This window comes from Staphylococcus sp. HMSC069E10 (assembly GCF_001809205.1).
Taxonomy (GTDB): Bacteria; Bacillota; Bacilli; order Staphylococcales; family Staphylococcaceae; genus Staphylococcus; species Staphylococcus hominis.
This window is the reverse complement of sequence record NZ_KV796489.1, coordinates 226,554-247,066: the sequence shown is the minus strand read 5'-3', so window position 1 is coordinate 247,066 and position 20,513 is coordinate 226,554. Positions and strand designations below refer to the sequence as shown.

Genomic DNA, 20,513 nt, shown 5'->3' with positions numbered 1-20,513 from the left:
CAGCGGATCATAGTGATTTTTAGTGTCTTTTCACACTTGATATATATTAGCATACTCCTAGTTGTTTTTCAATTGGTTTTTATAGCTTTCTAAAAATTCTTTATCCTTGTCACTTAATTGATACTTTTCTAGTAAGTCCGGACGTTTATGCAAAGTACGTATTAATTTTTGTTCATGTCGCCATTTTTCTATATTTGCATGATTTCCAGATAACAATACGTCAGGTACAGTCATACCTTTATATTCTCTTGGACGTGTATATTGCGGGAATTCAAGTAAACCATCGGAGAAAGAATCATCTTGATGGGATTGTTCATTACCAAGTACTCCAGGAATTAATCTAACGATAGCATCAGTCATAGTCATAGCTGGTAATTCTCCACCAGTCAATACATAATCCCCCATTGAAATTTCATCGGTTACTAAATTTTCTCTAATTCTTTCGTCATATCCTTCGTAGTGTCCACAAATAAATACAATATGTTCCGCTTCACTCAATTCTTCAGCAATTGCTTGAGAGAATGGTCGTCCTTGAGGACACATGAGAATGACACGCGTTTTATCAGTACGTTTTAAATCTTTCATTGCATTAAACACTGGTTCTGGTTTTAAAACCATTCCTTGACCGCCACCATACGGATAATCATCCACTTGATTATGTTTATTTTCAGCGTAATCTCTAAAGTTTACAGTATTAACTTCAATAATATTTTTATCTTGCGCACGCTTCAAAATCGAATGATTTAGAACGCCGTCGAACATTTCTGGAAATAATGTTAGGTAATCTATTTTCATTATTCTAATAATCCTTCCATTGGCGTAATACGAATTGTTTTATGTTCAACATCTACTTCTTTAACGACATCTGCTATATATGGAATAAGGTATTCTTTGTCACCTTTAACAACCCATACATCATTGGCACCTGTTTCAAAAATATTAATGACTCTTCCAATTGGTGTATCGTTATTAAAAACCGTACACCCAATAATATCAGAATAGTAAAATTCGTTTTCATTCAATTCAATATCCTCATGATCACGTTCTTGGAATAAGTAGTCGCCTTTATATTGTTCGACGTCATTAATATTATTAATACCTTCAAATTTAAGCATGTGAAATCCTTTATGTATACGATATGATGTAATAGTCATTTCTATTTCATTATGGTGGTGATTCACGATAAGGACTTCTCCAGGTTGAAAACGTGTATCAGTAAAATCAGAATTAGATTTTACTTTTACTTCTCCTTTAATCCCATGTGTATTTACAATTTGTCCTACTTCTACTTGCATCCTTATCCTCCTTACATAGTCGTTTATTTATACATATTAACATGTTTCTTATAAAGTGAGAATATAATAAAAGCCTGTGACATACCTTATGCCACAGACCTGTTATTATATGATATTGATATTATTATCAATTATTTTGAACGTTTTTGTTCATCAAATGTTTTTAAAATACCTTGTTTTGATAAGATATTGTGAACAGTATCAGTTGGTTTTGCACCGTCTTTTAGCCATTTTAAAGCTAATTCTTCATCGATTTTAACTTCTGGTGCATTTACACTTGCTGGATTGTAAGTACCGATTTGTTCGATGATACGACCATCACGTGGTGAACGCGCATCAGCTACAACGATACGATAGAATGGATTTCTTTTTGAACCTAAACGAGTTAAGCGAATTTTAACTGCCATTTATAAAACTCTCCTTTAAATCTTTTAATTTTTATTTTCTACAAGAAATAATAATAACAGGAACCTCCAACTTTGTAAAGACTTTTTTCTTTACCAAATCTAGATTTATGAAATAAATTGTAGATTTGATTATGTACTAGCTTTAACTAGAGCTTACCTTTATTCATTTTGGTTATGCATGTGCCAATGTACATGCATTCCTTTACTTATTTATGAAAAAGCGGAATAACACTTAGGATGTTATTCCGCTTTCATTACTTTTTAGAATGGTAAATTCATGCCTTTTAACATATTTTCCATTTGGTTACGTTTACCTTTTTTACCTTTACGACCATTACCCGTAAATTGTTTCATCATTTTTTTCATATCATTAAATTGTTTCATTAAACGATTCACTTCCTGCAATGAACGGCCTGAGCCTTTTGCTATACGTTTCTTTCTTGAAACATTTAAAATTGCTGGATCTTGTCTTTCATTAGGTGTCATTGATTGAATAATAGCTTTAATATGGTCAATTTGTTTATCGCTCATATTTAGCTTATCTAAACCTTTCATTTTATTCATACCTGGAATCATTTTCATAATATCATCCAGTGGTCCTAAATTCTTCACTTGATCCAATTGTTCTAAGAAGTCATCTAATGTAAATGAAGACTCACGCATTTTCTTTTCTAAATCTTTAGCTTTTTCTTGGTCCACATCTTGTTGCGCTTTTTCAATAAGACTTAATACGTCACCCATACCTAGTATACGAGATGCCATACGCTCTGGATGGAATAATTCTAAACCATCCATTTTTTCACTCATACCAACAAATTTAATTGGTTTATGTGTTACTGCACGAATAGAAAGTGCCGCACCACCACGAGTATCTCCGTCTAATTTAGTTAAAGTCACACCAGTGACATCCAATTGCTCATCAAATGATTGCGCAACGTTCACAGCATCTTGTCCTGTCATTGCATCTACAACAAGCATAATTTCATCTGGTTTTGAGATTTCTTTAACATCAGCTAATTCATTCATTAATGTTTCATCAATGTGTAAACGTCCCGCAGTATCGATAATTACAAAGTCCAAATGTTCTTCTTTAGCATATCTTAATGCGTTATCTACAATTTGTTGTGGTTTAACTTGATCACCTTCACTATAAACAGGTACATCAAGTTGTTTACCTACTGTTTGTAATTGATTAATCGCAGCTGGACGATATATGTCGGCTGCTACTAACATTGGCTTTTTATTATATTTTTTACGCATTAACAATGCCAATTTACCAGCGGTAGTTGTTTTACCTGCCCCTTGTAAACCAACCATCATTACAACTGTGGGTGGCTTATTAGCCATTTTAATAGATGTATTTTCTCCACCCATTAATTGTGTTAATTCATCTTGTACTATTTTTATAACTTGTTGTCCAGGTGTTAAAGACTGCATAACGTCTGATCCCAAAGCACGTTCGGAAACTGTTTTAACGAAGTCTTTGACTACCTTGAAGTTAACATCGGCTTCTAACAATGCTAATCTAACTTCACGCATCATTGTTTTAATATCCGCTTCTGTTACTTTACCTTTACCGCGAATTTTTTGCATCGTGGCTTGTAAACGATCGGATAATCCTTCAAATGCCATATTAACAACCTCCTTATAAATTATTCTAGTTCTTCTAATTTTTGGATTAAATGTTCCAGTTTTTTAGTATCATGAATAGATTGTTTCATTTCGTTATAAATCATTTGACGTTGTTCAAATTTCTCATATAACTTTAATTTAGTTTCATAGTCTTCTACTAAATCGCCAGTTCTTCTTATATTATCATAAACCGCTTGTCTACTCACTTTAAACGTTTCAGCAATTTCACTTAATGAGTAATCATTTAGATAAAATAACTCAAGATAATTCTTTTGTTTTTCAGTAAGCAAAGAATGGTAAAAATCAAATAGATAATTCATTCTTAACGTTTTAACTAAATCATTTTTCCCCATTTTGGTGTTCCTCATTATTATCTGTTAAGCTTTGCATTTCATCAGGGATATTATCATTTTGCTCAATCATATCAGCAAACAATCCATATACATAACTTTCAGGATTAAATGGTTGTAAATCATCTAGTTTTTCACCTAAACCAACGTATTTTACTGGAATATGCAATTCGTTTCGAATAGCAAGTACAATACCACCTTTTGCTGTGCCATCTAATTTAGTGAGCACAATCCCTGAAACGTTGGTTACTTCTTTGAATGAACGTGCTTGTGATAGTGCATTTTGACCAGTGGTTGCGTCTAAACATAATAATGCTTCATGTGGTGCATCTGGAACAGCACGACTAATGACTCGTTTCATTTTGTCCAATTCTTGCATTAAGTTTGATTTATTTTGTAAACGACCTGCTGTATCACAAATTAATATATCTACATCTTTATTCTTAGCCGCATTGATTGCATCATAAACCACTGCTGCAGGATCAGAACCTTCGCTTTGTCTGATTACCTCTACGCCTACACGATCGCCCCAAACTTGTAATTGTTCAATTGCACCTGCTCTGAAAGTATCACCAGCAGCCAACATAACTTTTTTACCTTCCATTTTATAACGATGTGCCAATTTACCAATCGTTGTAGTTTTACCTACACCATTGACCCCAACCATTAAAATGACATTTAATCGGCCATCTTCGATATTCATTGCTTCTGAATGATCATCTTCTTGGTGATAAATTTCTACAATTTTTTCAACGATAACTTCTCTTAAACCTTCAGTTTCTTTGATATTACGACGTTGTGCTTCTGTACGTAATTCATCCGTTAATTGCATAACCGTATTGAAACCTACATCCGCAGTAATCAACATTTCTTCTAAAGCTTCGAAGAAATCTTCATCTACAGTTCTATAACGTGCAATCAAGTTATTTAATTGCTCCTGGAAGTTTTCTCTTGATTTTTCTAAACCTGCTTTAAACTTCGCTCCCATTTTTTGAGCTTCAATTTCTTCAAAATCTTCAATTGAAATTAACCCATCTTCGTCAAAGTCAGCTTCGCTTAATTTACGTGGTTTTTTCTTTTTTGGTGCAGGTTCTTCATTTTCTTGTTCATTGTCTTTTGTTGATGGTTGATCTAATTCCTCATCTTCCGTTAATTCCTTTTCAATATCTTCAGTCGACTTTGTAGAAAATTTATCTTTTAGTCGTTTGAAAAAACTCATGCATTTTCCTCCTTCATAACCTCATCTATTGTATTTAAATTTACACTTACTAATTTTGAAACGCCTGACTCTTGCATTGTAACACCATATAAACGATCCGAATACTCCATGGTACCTTTTCTATGCGTAATGACAATAAACTGTGTTTTTTCCGATAAATCATTTAAAAATTGTGCGTAACGAATAACATTAGCTTCATCCAAAGCTGCTTCCACTTCGTCTAGTATAACAAATGGTGCTGATCTTACTTTTAAAATAGCAAACAGTAATGCAATAGCACTTAATGCGCGTTCGCCACCACTTAATAAAGAAAGATTTTGTAATTTTTTACCTGGTGGTTGAACAATAATATCTACTCCTGCAGACAAGTAATCATCATCCGTAAGCTCTAACTTGGCATGACCACCACCAAAAAGTGATTGAAAGACAGTTGTGAAATAATCTTGTACTTCAAAAAATGTAGCTTTGAAACGATCTTTTACTTCTTGATCCATTTCATCAATGATTTGTTCTAAAGTCTGTTTTGCTTCTCTTAAATCATTTCTCTGTTCATTCAAAAATGTATAACGTTCATTTAATTCTTCAAATTGTTCAATAGCATTAACATTAACTGAACCTAATTCTTCAATTGACATCTTAGTTAATTTTACTTTTTTTCTTAATGTTTCTATTGGAACATCTGATTGATAAGTTTCTCTCGCACGTTCAAGTGTAAGATGATACGTTTCATTTAAATGATTCATTGCGTGATTAATAAGAACATCTAATTTAGACTGTTGGGCCTTAATATCTTGATAAAAACTTTCAATAGATAATAAATCTTGATGGCATTGTTCGAGTTTGTACTCATGAATTTCAATATCTTCATTTATAGAATCTTTCTGTTCTTTTAAAGTATCAAGTTTTTGTTTTAATTTATCACGTTGAGACGCTTTATCTTGGATACTTGATTGAAGTTGTTGAAATGCTTTTTCGCCCATCATATCGTCAGAATTAAATAATTCTATTTTCTCTTTAGTTGCAATGATTTGTTGGTTAATTTGTGCAAGTTGCTTATCTATTCTTTCCAATGACATAGTTTGATGACTTATTTTTTCTTTAACGACTGCAACATCAGAACGTTTTTGATTTAATTCTTTTTCAACTTGCGATACATTTTCTTTACCTTCTTTAGAGAGTTTTGAATATACCTCTATGTCATTTTCAAGTTGTTTTAGTTGCTCTTGAATTTCAGATAAACGCAATTGTTGTTGCTTTAATGTATGACGACTTTTTTCACTTTGATAGCCATCATTTTTCTCAAATTCAAATTCTTCATGTTCACTTTTTATATGTGTTTCTTGTTTTTTCAATCGATCTAAAGTCAATGTTTCTTCGTGAGCGGTATCTTTTAATTGATGATATTGTTGGCTTAAATCTACATACTTATTACTTAATGTCTCAACTTTCTCTTTTTGCTTTTGCAATTGTTGTTCGAATTCTTTTGTTTTCTCTTCGTAGTCGTTTAATTGTGTTTTCATTGTTGCCAATTCATCTTTTTGAGCTAAAATACTTTTTGATTGACGCATTCCGCCACCTGTCATTGCTCCTCCTGGATTAACGATATCTCCTTCTAAGGTAACGATTCGCGCTTTATATTGAATCGCTCTTGCAAGTTCATTCGCAATTTTAAGATTCTCCACTATAATTGTAGTACCCATCAAATTATCTATCACAGCTTGATACGTTTGATTAACTTCAACCGCTTCCGATGCAATATTAATAAAACCATCAAAATTTCGAGCTACATTTTGAATATGATGAGATAAACTTCTTGCTCTAATTACATTTAGTGGTAAAAATGTTGCTCTTCCTAATCCTCGTTGTTTTAAAAATTTTATCGCTTGGCGACCATCTTTTTCATTATTTACAATAATGTGTTGTAATGAGGCTCCTAACGCTGTTTCAATCGCTTGTGTCAATTTTGATGGTACCTTGATGACTTCAGCTACTGCACCATGAATACCACTTAAAGTATTCTCTTTTGCTTTTAATATATGTTTTACTCCATTAAAAAAGTAGGAATAGTCTTCTGCTTGTGTTTCTAAACTTTCCATACGCACGCGCATTTTATCAGTATATCGATAAGCTTGATATAACTTATCTTCATATGTCGCTTCTATACGTTTTGCTTCAGATAAACGATCTTCAACGTCACGCATGTCTTTCTCTGTTATGTTCATTTTTTGTGATGTAGTAGTATGCGCTTGTTCTGTTTGATGTATGTCATTTTGAATATGTTTAAGTTGATCAAATACTTCTATTAATCTTGCATCGAGACGTGTTTTTTTGGTTTCATTTTCTTGAATAGTACGTTCTAAAAAACGAATATCATTATTCACTTCAGATTGCTCGGACATTAATTCATAATATTCATTTTTAATAGTTTCTAATTTTTCATCATGTTGTGCATCTGTAAGATTAAGTTTTGATTCTAACTGTTTAATCTCTTTATTAAGCAATTGATGCTGTTTTTTAAGTTTAGATACTTGTTCTACAGAAAGTTCTCTTTCATCTTGAACATTCTTTAATTCATACTGTAAATTATCTAATTCTTCTTCAAATCGTGCATTCGTTTCTGATTGATTTCTTTTTCGCTCTTCAAGTACATTTAATTTTCCAATAAATTTTTCATATTCCTCAGTTGTAGTAATTAAATCTATATTAGTATGGTCGGTATCTCTTTCAAGTTTTTGACGTTGCGTTTTTTGTTTTTGTAAATATTGATTTAATTGAGCTTGTTGACCTTCTTTTTCAGCTTGTTGGCTTTTTAGATGATTCAATCGTTCATCGAGTTGACGATTCTCTTCATCATATTGATTAATATCGTGTACAGTTACAACAACATCACTATGCTCCATCTCTTTTGATAATTGTAAGTATTCTTTAGCAATAGATGCTTCTGCTTTTAGAGGTTCAACACGCCCTTCTAAATCATATAAAATATCCTCTACTCGAGATAGATTATCTTCTGTATGACCAAGCTTTTGTAAAGATTCCGTTTTTCTTTTTTTATACTTTAAAACACCCGCTGATTCTTCTATGATTTGACGTCGGTCAACAGGTTTAGCATTTAAAATTTCATCTACTCTACCTTGTGAAATAATACTAAACGCTTCTTTTCCTAGACCAGAATCTAAAAATAACTCTGTAATATCGCGTAGACGTGCCCTATCATTATTTAAATAATATTCGCTTTCTCCACTACGATAAAGACGACGTGTTACAATCACATCATCAGCCTCAATCTGCAATTCTCTTGTAGAATTATCTAATTTTAATTGTACTTCTGCATAATTTTGTGCTTGACGATGTTCTGCCCCTGAGAAAATAATATCTTCCATTTTAGAGCCACGAAGCGACTTAGCAGATTGTTCTCCTAAAACCCATTTAATCGCATCAGTAATATTACTTTTCCCACTACCATTTGGACCAACAATTGCTGTCACACCTTTATCGAACTGTACATTCGTACGATCTGCAAATGACTTAAAGCCAATGGTATCTATAGATTTCAAATAAACCATACTCTTCTCCTTAATTCATTCATACTCATTCTTGTTGAAAAGAAGATAATATATGAAATGCGTTCATTATTATTTGTTCTCATCTCTTAACTTATGATAAGCACTTTCAGCTGCTTTTTGTTCAGATTCTTTTTTTGTTCTGCCTTGTCCTTTTGCGATTGCTTTATTTTCTAAAATCACTTCAGATGTAAATAAGCGATGGTGTGCTGGACCTTCTTCTTTAATCAAATGATACGTCACATCCCCTTTACTTTGACTATGAATATATTCTTGGAATTGTGTTTTAAAATCGACCACGCCAATTAATTCATTATGTTCTACATAAGGAAAAATGACTTTTTGAGCAAACTTCCAGACTACTTCTAAGCCTTGGTCTAAGTATAAAGCCCCAATAAACGCTTCAAAAGCATCTGATACTAATGAAGGTCTTGATCTACCACCTGTTTTTTCTTCACCTTTTCCAAGTAAAATGAGTTGATTTAATTCAATTTTATTTGCAAATATTACAAGTGAGGGTTCACATACGATTGTCGCTCTCATTTTAGTTAAATTTCCTTCTGGTAAATTAGGATATTTGTCAAAAAGGTAACGTGAAACCGTCAATTCTAATACCGCATCTCCTAAAAATTCTAAACGCTCGTTATGAGCTAATCGATCCATATTAAAATCATTAATAAAGCTAGAGTGCGAAAACGCTTGTTGGTACACATCTAAATGAGTATAACTAAGACCAAGCATCTTCATTTTTTTATCAAATTGATATTGAAAATCTTTAATCATTTCTGATTGTTTCGGGTGCATGATTGATAAACCTCCGTTCATGTTATTGATGTCCTATGAAAAAAATCTGAGCCATCATGACGACGACTCAGATGTAAGTTTTTATTTTTCAAGACTATTGATGTATTTAACTGCATCACCAACAGTGTTGATTTTTTCAGCTTCTTCATCAGGAATTTCAGTACCAAATTCGTCTTCTAATTCCATCACTAATTCAGCGATATCAAGTGAGTCAGCGCCTAAATCATCTTTGAAAGATGCATCTTCTGTTACTTTATCAGCGTCTACACCTAAACGGTCAACGATGATATCTTTTACTTTATCGAAGTTTTCCACGTCGATTCACCTCCTTTAAAAGTGTCTATCCATAGACTATTATATTTTCCCATTTTAAGGGCTAAAACACAAGTATTTATTAAAAGGATAATGACTATTTATCCTTTTAAATACATGACGTATATATTACATATACATGCCACCATTAACTGATAACGTTTGACCTGTAATATATTTTGCACGATCAGATGCTAAAAATGACACTGCATAGGCAATATCTTTATCTTCTCCAAAACGTGATAATGGAATTTGCTCCAACATTTGTGATTTAAGATCTTCATTTAATGCATTTGTCATATCTGAGACGATAAACCCAGGCGCAACTGCATTAACAGTAATACCACGTGAAGCAAGTTCACGTGCACTTGATTTTGTCAGTCCTTCAATACCTGCTTTTGTCGCAACATAATTAGCTTGTCCAGGATTACCCATAGCCGCTACAATACTAGATAAATTGATAATAGCACCGCTACGTTGACGTAACATTTGTGGCGTAGCTTTTTGAATACAATTAAATGTCCCTTTTAAGTTAGTATTAATAACGTCATCCCATTCTTGCTCTTTCATTCGCATTAATAAATTGTCTTTTGTAATACCAGCGTTGTTTACAAGAACATCTAAAGAGCCAAATTGATTTACAACTTCTTTAATCATAACTTTGACTTGATCACCTTCAGCAACATTTGCTTGTATTGCAAAACTTTCTACGCCTTTTTCTTTAATTTCTTTAACCACTGCTTCTGCTTTTTCTTTATTACCCGCGTAATTAACTGCTACATTGAATCCATCTTCTGCTAATTGCAATGCAATACTACGTCCAATTCCTCTAGAAGCACCAGTTACTAATGCACTTTTAGTCATTTTCATTCCATCCTTTCACATCTTCTAATGTTTGAATCGATGTAATTTTAACATCTCGATTAATTTTTTTAATTAAACCAGATAATACTTTACCAGGTCCAATTTCAATAAAATGATCCACACCTTGGTCTATTAACCATTCTGTCGATTTAATAAATTGTACTGGTGAATAGAGTTGTTTCACCATATTTTGTTTAATCGTTTCTGCTTTTGTTTCTCCATGAGCATTGTAATTTTGAACGATAGGAAATTGAGCATCATTCCAAGTGAATTGATCAATAAATGAAGCGAAATTCTCTTCAATTACTTGCATCATTGAAGAGTGGAAAGGACCTGATACTGCTAAAGGAATCACACGCTTCGCACCTAAAGATTTTCCTTCTTTAGTTAATTTATCAATCAGCGCTTTATGCCCAGATACAACGATTTGACCTGGTGCATTAATATTGGCAGGTTCAATTAATTGATCTCCAAATGAAATTTCTTTACAAATTTCATTTACCTCTTCATAACTTAGCCCTAAAACAGCAGCCATACTTCCTACACCATTTGGAAAAGCTTGAGTCATTAATTCGCCACGCTTACGCACAATTTTCACTGCATCTTCAAATTTTAGTACACCAGCAGCCACTAAACTTGAATATTCACCTAGACTATGCCCCATTGTATAGTCAGCATCTATATGGTTTAGTGCTTTTAGTAATGCAATACTATGTGTTAACAATGCAGGTTGAGTATTCTCAGTTTCTCCTAATTTTTCCTCTTTATCTGTAAACATCGTTTCTAATAAATCAAAGTCAACCGTTGTTTGCGCTAATTCTAAAATAGAAGTCGCATCTTTATTAACTTGATATAAATCTTTAGCCATTCCGACTTTTTGTGCACCTTGTCCAGGAAAAACAATTGCAGTTTTACTCATTGTCACTACCTACCGTTTCTCTCATAATTTTTACTATTTGTTCATCACCAGCAATTTTAGCTTGTCGAATTGCAGAATAGAATGCACGTGCATTTGAACTGCCATGTGCTTTTACTACAGTACCATCTAACCCTAAAAGAACAGATCCACCATATTCTGCATAATCTAATTTTTTCGCAAACTTACTGATATCTTTTTTCAATATCGCCGCAGCAAGCTTATTTTTTAAATTAGCTAATAGTGTACCTTTTAACATTTTTCCAATTGATTTAGCAGTACCTTCGATGTTTTTTAGTACCATATTTCCAGTATAACCATCAGTGACAACTACATCTGTGTCACCCTCCATCAATGTTTTAGCCTCAATATTTCCATTAAATCGAATAGTCGCTTCATCTTTTAATAATTGATATGTTTTTTTAGTCAAAGCATTTCCTTTTGCTGGTTCAGTTCCGATATTCAACAATGATATTTTAGGTTGTTGAATACCTCTAATTTTTTGAGCATAAATATTACCTAGCTGTGCATATTGCAATAAGTGTTCAGGTTTTGCATCTGCATTGGCTCCAACATCTAAAAAGACAAATCCTTTACCATCGATAGTAGGTAATGTGACAACAAGTGCTGGTCTAGCTACGCCTTTAATACGTCCGACGATAAATAGCCCTGCTGACATTAAAGCACCTGTATTACCAGCAGATACACAGCCATCTGCCTCACCAGATTTAACCGCTTCTGCCATGCGTACCATTGAACTGTCTTTTTTTCTTTTAATGGCACGTACAGGCTCATCTTCCATCTCAATTTTTTCTGAACAATGTCTAAACTCTATACGCTCATGATTTAATGTATATTGTTTTTCATCACCAAATAAAATAATTTCTAAATCTTTAAAATCATTGATTGCTTTTTCTACAGCTTCTAATACGATTCCTGGTGCATTGTCGCCACCCATCATATCTACAGCAATTTTAACCATGGTTTTCATCCTCACTTATATAAAACATTTTAAATATGCCTGTAAAAACGCGTGTATCTTTTACAAAAGATTCCACTTTTATATCATAATGTCGATTTGTTCTATTGATTACGGTTGCTTCTGCTCTAACATTATCATGCAACTTTACTTTTTCAATAAATTTCAAATTACTTTCTTGAGTTAACACAGTAGAGTTATGTATTAGGGCTACACATAATGAATTAGCTTGAGCAAATAAAATATGCCCCCGTGCAATACGTGTTTTTTGAAACACATACTCTTCTGTAATTTCTATAATAGATTGGGCAGAATAATTAGGTTTAACTTGAATAAGATCCCCAATCACTTCATTAGCTTCCAATCCTTTGATATATTCATAATTTTGTTTAGCTACAGATTTAATACGTTTACGTAATTCAGGAATATTAAGTTGTGTGCGATCCAGACGGATAGTTTGAATACTTACGTTGAATAATTCACACAATTCACTATCCGTAATAAAGGGGTTTTCATTAATCGCCTTCTTAATCTCATGACGACGTTCTGTTTTTTTTAATTTCATACTTTCCTCCCCTTTAAATATTTTAGTACCAAGTCTTAATCATTCCTCACATATCATAACACTTTCTATTTATTATCCTCAACAAATATTACATGTTCATATAATAAATAATTTGAATTAAATATCAGTTTACTGATGTTAATCAAAACTTATGTTAAGTAAATGGTCGTTGATAAATGCTCTTAAACGTTCATATTTCTCAGTAAAGAACTCCCCGGATTGAATGAGTTCTGCAGCCTCATCACGAGCTACTTCTAGCATACGATAATCTTCTACTATATTAGCAACCATAAAATCTGGTAACCCGCTTTGTTTAACTCCAAAGAAATCACCAGGGCCTCTCATTTCTAAGTCACGTTCACTTAATTCAAATCCATCTGTAGTTTGTGTCATAATGGTCATTCTTTCTATGCCAGTTTCTGTTTTAGGTGATGCAATTAATACACAATAACTTTGATGTTCACTACGTCCAACACGACCTCTAAGTTGATGTAATGTAGATAATCCAAAGCGATCAGCATCATAAATCATCATGAATGTAGCATTAGGAACATTAACGCCTACTTCAACTACGGTTGTCGACACTAAGATATCAATATCATGATGACTAAAACGTGCCATTACATCATCTTTTTCGTCTGCTGACATTTTCCCATGTAATAAACCTACATGTGTTTTACCATAAAATTCTTGTAGTGACTCAAAAAGTTCAACAACATTTTGTACATCTTCTAGATGTTCAGAACTTTCAATTAGTGGACAAATCACATAGGCTTGGCGTCCTTTTTTTAGTTCGCTTGTCATTTGAGCTAACACTTGGTCATACTGTTCATGTTTCGCCCAATGTGTAATAATTGGCTTTCGACCTTTAGGTAGTTGTTTAATTGAGGACACATCCATTTCTCCAAATACTGAAATGGCTAACGTTCTCGGTATAGGCGTCGCAGTCATAAACAATACGTTGGTCATAGCACCTTTTTCTCTTAGTAATTGACGTTGATTCACACCAAAACGATGCTGTTCATCAGTAATCACTAACCCTACATTTTTAAATTGTACATCATCTTGAATCAATGCATGTGTACCAATTAAACAATCGATCGTTCCATTCTCTAATTGTTCTAGCAATACACGTCTTTTTTTTCCTTTTACCGATCCAGTTAATAAAGCCACATTCATATGGTCACCGAAAAGTTCTGTTAAACTGTTTGCATGTTGTTCAGCCAAAATTTCTGTAGGTACCATCAGTGCAGATTGATAACCAGCAGTTTTGAGTGCATACATACAAATTGCTGCTACAACTGTTTTCCCTGACCCAACATCACCTTGTAATAAACGATGCATGCGTATTGGCGCTTTCAAATCTCTAAATATTTCATTAACGCTCGATTTCTGTGCATCTGTTAATTCAAAAGGTAACGACTGGATAAATGACTTTACTTTATTAATATCATAATTAATTTCAATGGCTTCATCTGAAGCTTTTTCTAAGCGATTTAACCATTGCATACGTAGTTCAAACATAAATAATTCAGTAAAAGCATATGTACGTCTCGCACGCATAAGCGCTTGTTTATCTTTAGGTAGATGTAACGTTTTAATAGTATAATCTAGTAATTCCAATTTGTACTTTTGTCTTAATTCCTCTGTAATCCATTCATGTATAGTGACATCATTAAGAGATTGATGAATCATATCACGCATCTGTTTTTGTTTAATACCTTCTTTAAGTCGATATACCGGTTCTAATCTCACTTCTTCAGTAGAGGTATGAGTGTCATTAAAAAAAATACGATTGCCATTAATTTCTTGTTTAGCACGATTCCATTTACCTTTTATTGTTACTATTTGATTTAACTCAATTTTCTTTTTTAAATACGGTTGATTAAAAAATACACATTTAACTGCGATATTATCAATCATTAAATGGACAGTTAATTTTGATTTATTCCGGCCAAAAAAGGCTACCGTGGGTACAGAATAAATTTCTCCTGCTACTGTCACAGTAGATTGATCTTCAGCTAAGTTTAAATCTACGACAGTATTATCTTCATAACGTGTTGGTAAATATAACACTAAATCTTCTATTGTGTGAATGTTTAATTCATGTAGTAAAGCAATTCTCTTTGGTCCAAGTCCTTTTATAGATTGAAGCGGATATGGACTTTCAATTAAACTAACTTTCGACATTATTTCTCACCTAATATTTTTAATCTTATTTATATTTTATCACGTTTATTATAAATATTTAGTGATACCATCTTACTATAGCTCACTCGACAAATGAATATCACTCGCTTCATTTAAACGTATAAACGTACAACATTCACTTTTAACACTAATATCAATTATCATACTTAACCAATAAAAAGAGATCCTACAATGTTTCAATCTATTTTAATTGATTTTGCATTAGCTCTTCATCTTATTTAAATTTTAGAAGTACGAAATATTTTATATTTCATCAAGGTCCAAATCAAGAACGATTTATACATATATTCCCAGTTATTATTACTGCTGAATTATATGATATTTTTAATCACTCTTTGAGTATTAGATATCTTCTTAATTGTTATATCTTCCTCTATTTTACAGTTCATTACTGATAGCATATCTTTCTATTTTACTATATATTGATTGGTCATTATGTCTTGAAAAATCTATTAAATTAAGCTCTCCATTGTCATATTTTTCAATACTTTTCTTAAATATAAAATGGGGAGTGACAACGACAATTATTTCATCGTTATCACTCCCACTATTAAATCTCACTTTATTCTACAGCAAATAAATATGGATAAATTGGTTGATCACCTTTATGGATTTCTATTTCAACATCTGGATATTCATTTTCTATCCATTCTTCTAATTGAGTTGTCATATCAGATTGTGCATCTTCACCAGTTATCACTGTTAATATTTCACTTTCTTCATTTAACAATGTACTTAATAAGCCAGTAATAGTTTTAAATTCATCTGCATTACTAGTCACAATTTTACTTTCAGCTAATCCCATAAATTCATCTTTTTTAATATCTACACCATCAATCTTAGTATCTCTGACAGCAAATGTAATTGATCCAGATTTAACTGTTTCTAACGCTGTATTCATATGAGACGCATTTTCTTCTAACGTAGATGCAACATCATATTGGAAAAGTGCTGCAATACCTTGAGGAATAGATGTAGTTGGAATGACTACTGTGTCAGCTTTAACAAGTTGTGCTGCTTGATCACTAGACATTCTAATATTTTTGTTATTTGGTAAGATAATTGCACGCTGGCATTCAGACTGTTCAATCACCTTAACAATATCCTCTGTAGAAGGATTCATTGTTTGCCCACCACTAATAATGTGTGTCGCACCCATTGAAGTGAACAACTCAGAGATACCTTCACCCATTGAAATGGCAATTACTGCTGTTTCAACTGTTTTAGGTTGTTGCGAAGCTGTTGCTTGTTGATGACTTTGTTCTTTTCTAATTACTTCACGATGTTGTTCACGCATATTTTCTACTTTTAATTTAATAAGTTCACCATATTGTTGTCCATAATTGAACACTTCACCTGGTGTTTCTGTATGTACATGGACTTTAACTATTTCATCATCATTAATAACTAATAATGAATCACCAAATTCGCTCATATCATTTCTGAATGTTTGTTCATTAAATTCTTTTTTATCTTTTCCAAAGCGTACCATCATTTCAGTACAATAACCGTACTTAATATCTTCTGTATTAATAACCCCATGAAAATCATGTTCTTCATGAACCAAATCTTCTGTGTCTAATTTTTGTTTGTTAGCTTCAACTTTTTCGCCTTTTAGTCCTTTTAAAAAGCCTTCGTAGACACATAATAAACCTTTACCGCCACTATCCACTACGCCTACTTCTTTTAAAACTGCTAATAAATTTGGCGTATTATTTAAAGATTGCTCAGCTTTTTCGATTGTATATTCCATTACTTCGATGCAGTCATCTGTTTCTTCTGCTTTAGTCATAGCTGCACTTGCTGCATCTTTGGCAACAGTCAAAATAGTTCCCTCAACTGGTTTCATGACTGCTTTATAAGCTGTATCTACACCTGCTTGAAAACTACTAGCAAATTGTTGAGCATTAATCTCCTTTTCATCTTCAATATTTTTGCAAAATCCTCTAAATAATTGAGATAAAATAACACCAGAGTTACCACGTGCTCCCATTAAAAGTCCTTTAGAAAAAGTTTTACCTAATTCACCAATACTTTGAGATAAATTATTTTCAACTTCTTCGCGACCTGAGGTAATTGTTAAATTCATATTTGTTCCTGTATCACCATCAGGTACCGGGTATACATTAAGGGAATCAACTAAATCTGCATTATTAGATAAATTGTGTGCCCCTTGTATAATCATATCGGCAAATAATTTACCATTAATTTTGCTAATCATCGTGCTTTGTCCTCCTATACCTTCTTGCCCTTGTTATTAAGTCTTACACCTTGTACAAAAATATTAATAGAATTCACTTTAATATTAAGTGAACTTTCGAGTGTATATTTTACTGATGATTGTACATTGTTAGCTACTTCAGAAATTTTGACACCATAACTTACAATGATGTACATATCTATATCAATCACACCATTATCTTCTTTAACAACAATGCCTTTAGCATAATTCTCATGTCCTAATATTTCAGCAATACCGTCTCTTACTTGTTGTCTAGATGCCATGCCAACAATGCCATAACTTTCTACAGCTTTACTTCCTACAACAGAAGCAATGACCTCATTTGAGATATCAATTTTGCCATAGTCATTTAAGATTTCTAATGTCATCTTCATTATCCTCCTGAATTATGGTTAAAATCATATTTAATAAATGATGTATACATATATGATAAAGATAACTATTTTATAAATAAGCCAATCTACATAAAAATATATTATAATAACTCCACAATAGTTAATTATACCATAGATTTACATTTTCAAAACAATTAACATAAATTACATATGATTTTATTGCTTTAAATATTGATATATGGTATCTTATTTAAGTATATAAGTAGTTAAGTGTATTTATATTTATTAAAGGAGGTACTTTGATGGGTAAACAATGTTACGTAACAGGTCGTAAAGCTACGACTGGTAATAATCGTTCACACGCTTTAAATGCGAACAAACGCAGATTTAACGCTAACCTTCAAAAAGTTAGAATTTTAGTTGACGGTAAACCTAAAAAAGTTTGGGTTTCTGCTCGTGCTTTAAAATCTGGTAAAGTTACTAGAGTTTAATAAATATAATGCACTAAAAATGCCTTCATATGTGGTGAAGGCATTTTTTTATTACTCTAAATCTCTACTTCTCATTTGCAGTACTTGACCTTTTTCAACTTCGATAATTGCCATTGATCGATTGACTTCATTAGAAATTGTCAGTGTAGAGCCTATTTCTAAGTGCTGATGATTTAAATTATATTTAAACCCAGATAAAGATAATATCACTTCTCCATTTACTGGAATAAATGAAACATATTGATATTTATCAGATTTATGAAGTTGATGTGTTCCGGTATTAAGTAGCATGATTTCATTTTGCTTATCTATTACTTTAATTATAATTTCTTTTTTTATATAGTCTGACTTGAAAAGAATTTGTAATGTTCCCATAAAATGATCTAATCTTCCACCCGTTGCTCCGTAGATATCTATTTCTGTATATCCCTTTTGAATAGCTTGTTCTACGCCTAATGCTAAATCAGTGTCATCTTTTTCAGCTTTAACTGGATGAATATTTAATGTTTTTTTTAAAATTTCTCTTTCTTCATCATTGACGGAGTCAAAATCGCCCACTGAAAAAACAGGTACAATACTGTGTTCAGAAAGAATTAAAGTCCCACGATCTATTCCACCCCAAGGTTCAGTTGATAATTTTGAAAAAATATGAGGTGGTAAATGACGATCTCCACATAGTAAATTAATTTTCATTATCTCAACCTCTCAATATTTTAGTCACTGTTTTATAATCATCATGGTTAAAAAAGTATGAACCTGTAACAAAAAGGTTAGCCCCATGTTTTGCACAAATATCTATCGTTTTATCATTTATACCGCCATCGACTTCAATATTAAAATTTAAATTAAAAGATGACTTCAAATCATTTAATAACTTAATTTTTGAAGCACACATGTCGATAAATGTTTGTCCACCGAAACCAGGATTAACCGTCATTACTAAAACATAATCCACCATGGAAAGAACAGGTACGACCCTATCTACAGGGGTGCCAGGATTAATTACTACACCTGCTTTTTTATCTAGACTTTTGATAAGTTGAATAGCACGATGAATATGAGGGGTTGATTCAATATGGACTGAAATCATGTCTGCACCATGTTTTGCAAATGTCTCAATATAGTTTTCAGGATTCTCAATCATGAGGTGTACATCAATTGGTAATTGTGTAGTTGATCTTACTGCATCTAATATGGGTAATCCAATTGATATATTAGGTACAAATTGACCATCCATAACATCAAAATGTAGACCGTCAACGCCCGCTTCTTCTAATAATTGTATTTCATGTTTTAAATTCAAAAAATCGACTGATAATAAAGAAGGAAAAATGTGTCTCATTAATATCTAACCTTTCTATTCGAAATTTCATTAACTAATTGTAAATAGTGTTCATAACGAAATTGTGCTAAATTATTGTTTTCTAATTGATGTTTAACATTGCATTTAGGTTCTTTAATATGATTACAATTTCTAAATTTACAATCATTTCCAAAAGTATTAATTTCTTTAAAGTAATACTTTACATCATCTTTTTCAATATGATCAAAATCAAGTGCACTAAAACCAGGTGTATCTGCTATAAAACCATTTTCTCTTTCAAATAGCTCTACATGTCTTGTCGTATGTTTGCCTCGATTAAGTGATTTAGAGATATCATTGGTTTCAAGATTTAGTTCTGGTTTAAACGTATTTATAAATGTTGATTTTCCAACACCAGATTGTCCACTTAGCACAATTAGACCATTGGGCCAAGTATTCACAATATCAACTTTATCAGTTTTTTTACCTACAAATTGAACAGAATATCCTATTTCCTTATATGTATTTAGTATTGTTTCGATATGATTGATTTGCGTTTCACTAGCAATATCTTTTTTAGTGACTAATATACTAGGAGATAAGTTGTAAGAATGTGCAATCACTAAAAATCTGTCTAACAATTGTGTTGAAAAATTAGGTTCAACCGCACTCATTACAATAATCAGACCATCAATATTACTTACTGGAGGACGCTTTAATGCATTGTGGCGTTCATGCACGTGGTGAATATAACCTTCATCTTCATTTTGAATGTCAAAGTCAACGATATCTCCTACTACAGGAGAAAATTTTTTCTTTCTAAAAAGACCACGAGGTTTAGTATTATATTTTTTTCCACCTACATCTACTTGATATACTCCACTAATTAGTTTAACAATACGTCCTGTTTCCAAATTAACACCTCAAATTAAGTATTTATGTTTACGTTATTATAGCAAACATAGAATTAATAATATATATATTCTATACCCTCATCATAAAGATAAGGATAGAAAGACATTGAA

20 protein-coding genes are annotated in these 20,513 nt (G+C 32.2%); 1 reads left to right on the top strand and 19 read right to left on the bottom strand.

Features of this window, described 5'->3' with window-relative positions:
* Positions 1-57 precede the first annotated feature (57 nt).
* From trmD to HMPREF2561_RS08170, 16 genes are all read right to left on the bottom strand, one after another.
* Positions 58-795 (bottom strand): tRNA (guanosine(37)-N1)-methyltransferase TrmD, encoded by a 738-nt coding sequence (gene trmD, locus HMPREF2561_RS08245; protein WP_017174587.1) that lies wholly within the window; start codon positions 793-795, stop codon positions 58-60.
* Complete coding sequence (gene rimM / locus HMPREF2561_RS08240; protein WP_017174586.1) at positions 795-1,295, bottom strand: ribosome maturation factor RimM; 501 nt, start codon at positions 1,293-1,295, stop codon at positions 795-797. The genes trmD and rimM overlap by 1 nt, the downstream gene beginning before the upstream one ends.
* A 131-nt stretch (positions 1,296-1,426) precedes the next feature.
* The gene (gene rpsP, locus HMPREF2561_RS08235; protein WP_002448807.1) at positions 1,427-1,702 is read right to left on the bottom strand and encodes a 30S ribosomal protein S16; all 276 of its coding nucleotides are present in this window, start codon (positions 1,700-1,702) and stop codon (positions 1,427-1,429) included.
* 261 nt (positions 1,703-1,963) lie between these two features.
* A complete protein-coding gene (gene ffh / locus HMPREF2561_RS08230; RefSeq protein ID WP_049382499.1) occupies positions 1,964-3,334 on the bottom strand; it encodes a signal recognition particle protein in 1,371 nt (456 codons plus the stop codon).
* Between the two features lie 20 nt (positions 3,335-3,354).
* Positions 3,355-3,687 carry a putative DNA-binding protein gene (locus HMPREF2561_RS08225; protein ID WP_017174585.1) on the bottom strand — a complete coding sequence of 111 codons (333 nt, stop codon included), beginning with the start codon at positions 3,685-3,687 and terminating at the stop codon, positions 3,355-3,357.
* Positions 3,674-4,903, bottom strand: a complete 1,230-nt coding sequence (gene ftsY / locus HMPREF2561_RS08220) for a signal recognition particle-docking protein FtsY (protein WP_017174584.1) — start codon at positions 4,901-4,903, stop codon at positions 3,674-3,676. The genes HMPREF2561_RS08225 and ftsY overlap by 14 nt, the downstream gene beginning before the upstream one ends.
* Positions 4,900-8,469 carry a chromosome segregation protein SMC gene (gene smc / locus HMPREF2561_RS08215; protein ID WP_070468662.1) on the bottom strand — a complete coding sequence of 1,190 codons (3,570 nt, stop codon included), beginning with the start codon at positions 8,467-8,469 and terminating at the stop codon, positions 4,900-4,902. The genes ftsY and smc overlap by 4 nt, the downstream gene beginning before the upstream one ends.
* A gap of 69 nt (positions 8,470-8,538) precedes the next feature.
* Entirely contained in the window at positions 8,539-9,270 is a 732-nt protein-coding gene (gene rnc / locus HMPREF2561_RS08210) for a ribonuclease III (protein WP_080983423.1), read from the bottom strand.
* A gap of 81 nt (positions 9,271-9,351) precedes the next feature.
* Positions 9,352-9,585, bottom strand: a complete 234-nt coding sequence (locus HMPREF2561_RS08205) for an acyl carrier protein (RefSeq protein ID WP_001830184.1) — start codon at positions 9,583-9,585, stop codon at positions 9,352-9,354.
* 126 nt (positions 9,586-9,711) lie between these two features.
* Positions 9,712-10,446: a 3-oxoacyl-[acyl-carrier-protein] reductase gene (gene fabG / locus HMPREF2561_RS08200; protein ID WP_017174582.1), complete on the bottom strand. Its 735-nt coding sequence runs from the start codon at positions 10,444-10,446 to the stop codon at positions 9,712-9,714.
* The gene (fabD, locus tag HMPREF2561_RS08195) at positions 10,439-11,365 is read right to left on the bottom strand and encodes an ACP S-malonyltransferase (protein ID WP_017174581.1); all 927 of its coding nucleotides are present in this window, start codon (positions 11,363-11,365) and stop codon (positions 10,439-10,441) included. The genes fabG and fabD overlap by 8 nt, the downstream gene beginning before the upstream one ends.
* Positions 11,358-12,344, bottom strand: coding sequence for a phosphate acyltransferase PlsX (plsX, locus tag HMPREF2561_RS08190; protein ID WP_017174580.1), 987 nt, complete (start codon positions 12,342-12,344; stop codon positions 11,358-11,360). The genes fabD and plsX overlap by 8 nt, the downstream gene beginning before the upstream one ends.
* Positions 12,337-12,906 (bottom strand): transcription factor FapR, encoded by a 570-nt coding sequence (gene fapR, locus HMPREF2561_RS08185; protein WP_017174579.1) that lies wholly within the window; start codon positions 12,904-12,906, stop codon positions 12,337-12,339. The genes plsX and fapR overlap by 8 nt, the downstream gene beginning before the upstream one ends.
* Positions 12,907-13,044: 138 nt before the next feature.
* A complete protein-coding gene (gene recG, locus HMPREF2561_RS08180) occupies positions 13,045-15,096 on the bottom strand; it encodes an ATP-dependent DNA helicase RecG (RefSeq protein WP_019835645.1) in 2,052 nt (683 codons plus the stop codon).
* Between the two features lie 583 nt (positions 15,097-15,679).
* Entirely contained in the window at positions 15,680-17,338 is a 1,659-nt protein-coding gene (gene fakA / locus HMPREF2561_RS08175; protein ID WP_017174577.1) for a fatty acid kinase catalytic subunit FakA, read from the bottom strand.
* A 14-nt stretch (positions 17,339-17,352) separates the two neighbouring features.
* Positions 17,353-17,727: an Asp23/Gls24 family envelope stress response protein gene (locus HMPREF2561_RS08170; protein WP_002448841.1), complete on the bottom strand. Its 375-nt coding sequence runs from the start codon at positions 17,725-17,727 to the stop codon at positions 17,353-17,355.
* 269 nt (positions 17,728-17,996) lie between these two features.
* Here HMPREF2561_RS08170 and rpmB point away from each other — a divergent pair, with 269 nt between their 5' ends.
* On the top strand, positions 17,997-18,185 hold the full coding sequence (rpmB, locus tag HMPREF2561_RS08165; protein ID WP_002448748.1) for a 50S ribosomal protein L28: 189 nt from the start codon (positions 17,997-17,999) through the stop codon (positions 18,183-18,185).
* A gap of 51 nt (positions 18,186-18,236) precedes the next feature.
* Here rpmB and HMPREF2561_RS08160 read toward each other — a convergent pair whose 3' ends face one another.
* Genes HMPREF2561_RS08160 through rsgA form a run of 3 tightly spaced genes read right to left on the bottom strand, consistent with a single transcriptional unit; the run spans position 18,237 to position 20,402 of the window.
* Positions 18,237-18,878: a thiamine diphosphokinase gene (locus HMPREF2561_RS08160; protein ID WP_017174576.1), complete on the bottom strand. Its 642-nt coding sequence runs from the start codon at positions 18,876-18,878 to the stop codon at positions 18,237-18,239.
* Between the two features lie 4 nt (positions 18,879-18,882).
* Entirely contained in the window at positions 18,883-19,527 is a 645-nt protein-coding gene (rpe, locus tag HMPREF2561_RS08155) for a ribulose-phosphate 3-epimerase (RefSeq protein WP_017174575.1), read from the bottom strand.
* A complete protein-coding gene (rsgA, locus tag HMPREF2561_RS08150) occupies positions 19,527-20,402 on the bottom strand; it encodes a ribosome small subunit-dependent GTPase A (protein ID WP_070468660.1) in 876 nt (291 codons plus the stop codon). Before rsgA ends, rpe begins: the two co-directional genes overlap by 1 nt.
* Positions 20,403-20,513 lie beyond the last annotated feature (111 nt).

Coding starts and splice junctions, on each gene's coding strand:
- fakA (WP_017174577.1), bottom strand. CDS start 17,338: ATGATTAGCAAAATTAATGGTAAATTATTTGCCGATATGATTATACAA.
- smc (WP_070468662.1), bottom strand. CDS start 8,469: ATGGTTTATTTGAAATCTATAGATACCATTGGCTTTAAGTCATTTGCA.
- rpsP (WP_002448807.1), bottom strand. CDS start 1,702: ATGGCAGTTAAAATTCGCTTAACTCGTTTAGGTTCAAAAAGAAATCCA.
- fapR (WP_017174579.1), bottom strand. CDS start 12,906: ATGAAATTAAAAAAAACAGAACGTCGTCATGAGATTAAGAAGGCGATT.
- rimM (WP_017174586.1), bottom strand. CDS start 1,295: ATGCAAGTAGAAGTAGGACAAATTGTAAATACACATGGGATTAAAGGA.
- trmD (WP_017174587.1), bottom strand. CDS start 795: ATGAAAATAGATTACCTAACATTATTTCCAGAAATGTTCGACGGCGTT.
- HMPREF2561_RS08160 (WP_017174576.1), bottom strand. CDS start 18,878: ATGAAAATTAATTTACTATGTGGAGATCGTCATTTACCACCTCATATT.
- plsX (WP_017174580.1), bottom strand. CDS start 12,344: ATGGTTAAAATTGCTGTAGATATGATGGGTGGCGACAATGCACCAGGA.
- HMPREF2561_RS08225 (WP_017174585.1), bottom strand. CDS start 3,687: ATGGGGAAAAATGATTTAGTTAAAACGTTAAGAATGAATTATCTATTT.
- HMPREF2561_RS08170 (WP_002448841.1), bottom strand. CDS start 17,727: ATGACATTAGAAATCTTAAATGACTATGGCAAAATTGATATCTCAAAT.
- rnc (WP_080983423.1), bottom strand. CDS start 9,270: ATGCACCCGAAACAATCAGAAATGATTAAAGATTTTCAATATCAATTT.
- recG (WP_019835645.1), bottom strand. CDS start 15,096: ATGTCGAAAGTTAGTTTAATTGAAAGTCCATATCCGCTTCAATCTATA.
- fabD (WP_017174581.1), bottom strand. CDS start 11,365: ATGAGTAAAACTGCAATTGTTTTTCCTGGACAAGGTGCACAAAAAGTC.
- rpmB (WP_002448748.1), top strand. CDS start 17,997: ATGGGTAAACAATGTTACGTAACAGGTCGTAAAGCTACGACTGGTAAT.
- fabG (WP_017174582.1), bottom strand. CDS start 10,446: ATGACTAAAAGTGCATTAGTAACTGGTGCTTCTAGAGGAATTGGACGT.
- ftsY (WP_017174584.1), bottom strand. CDS start 4,903: ATGAGTTTTTTCAAACGACTAAAAGATAAATTTTCTACAAAGTCGACT.
- ffh (WP_049382499.1), bottom strand. CDS start 3,334: ATGGCATTTGAAGGATTATCCGATCGTTTACAAGCCACGATGCAAAAA.
- rpe (WP_017174575.1), bottom strand. CDS start 19,527: ATGAGACACATTTTTCCTTCTTTATTATCAGTCGATTTTTTGAATTTA.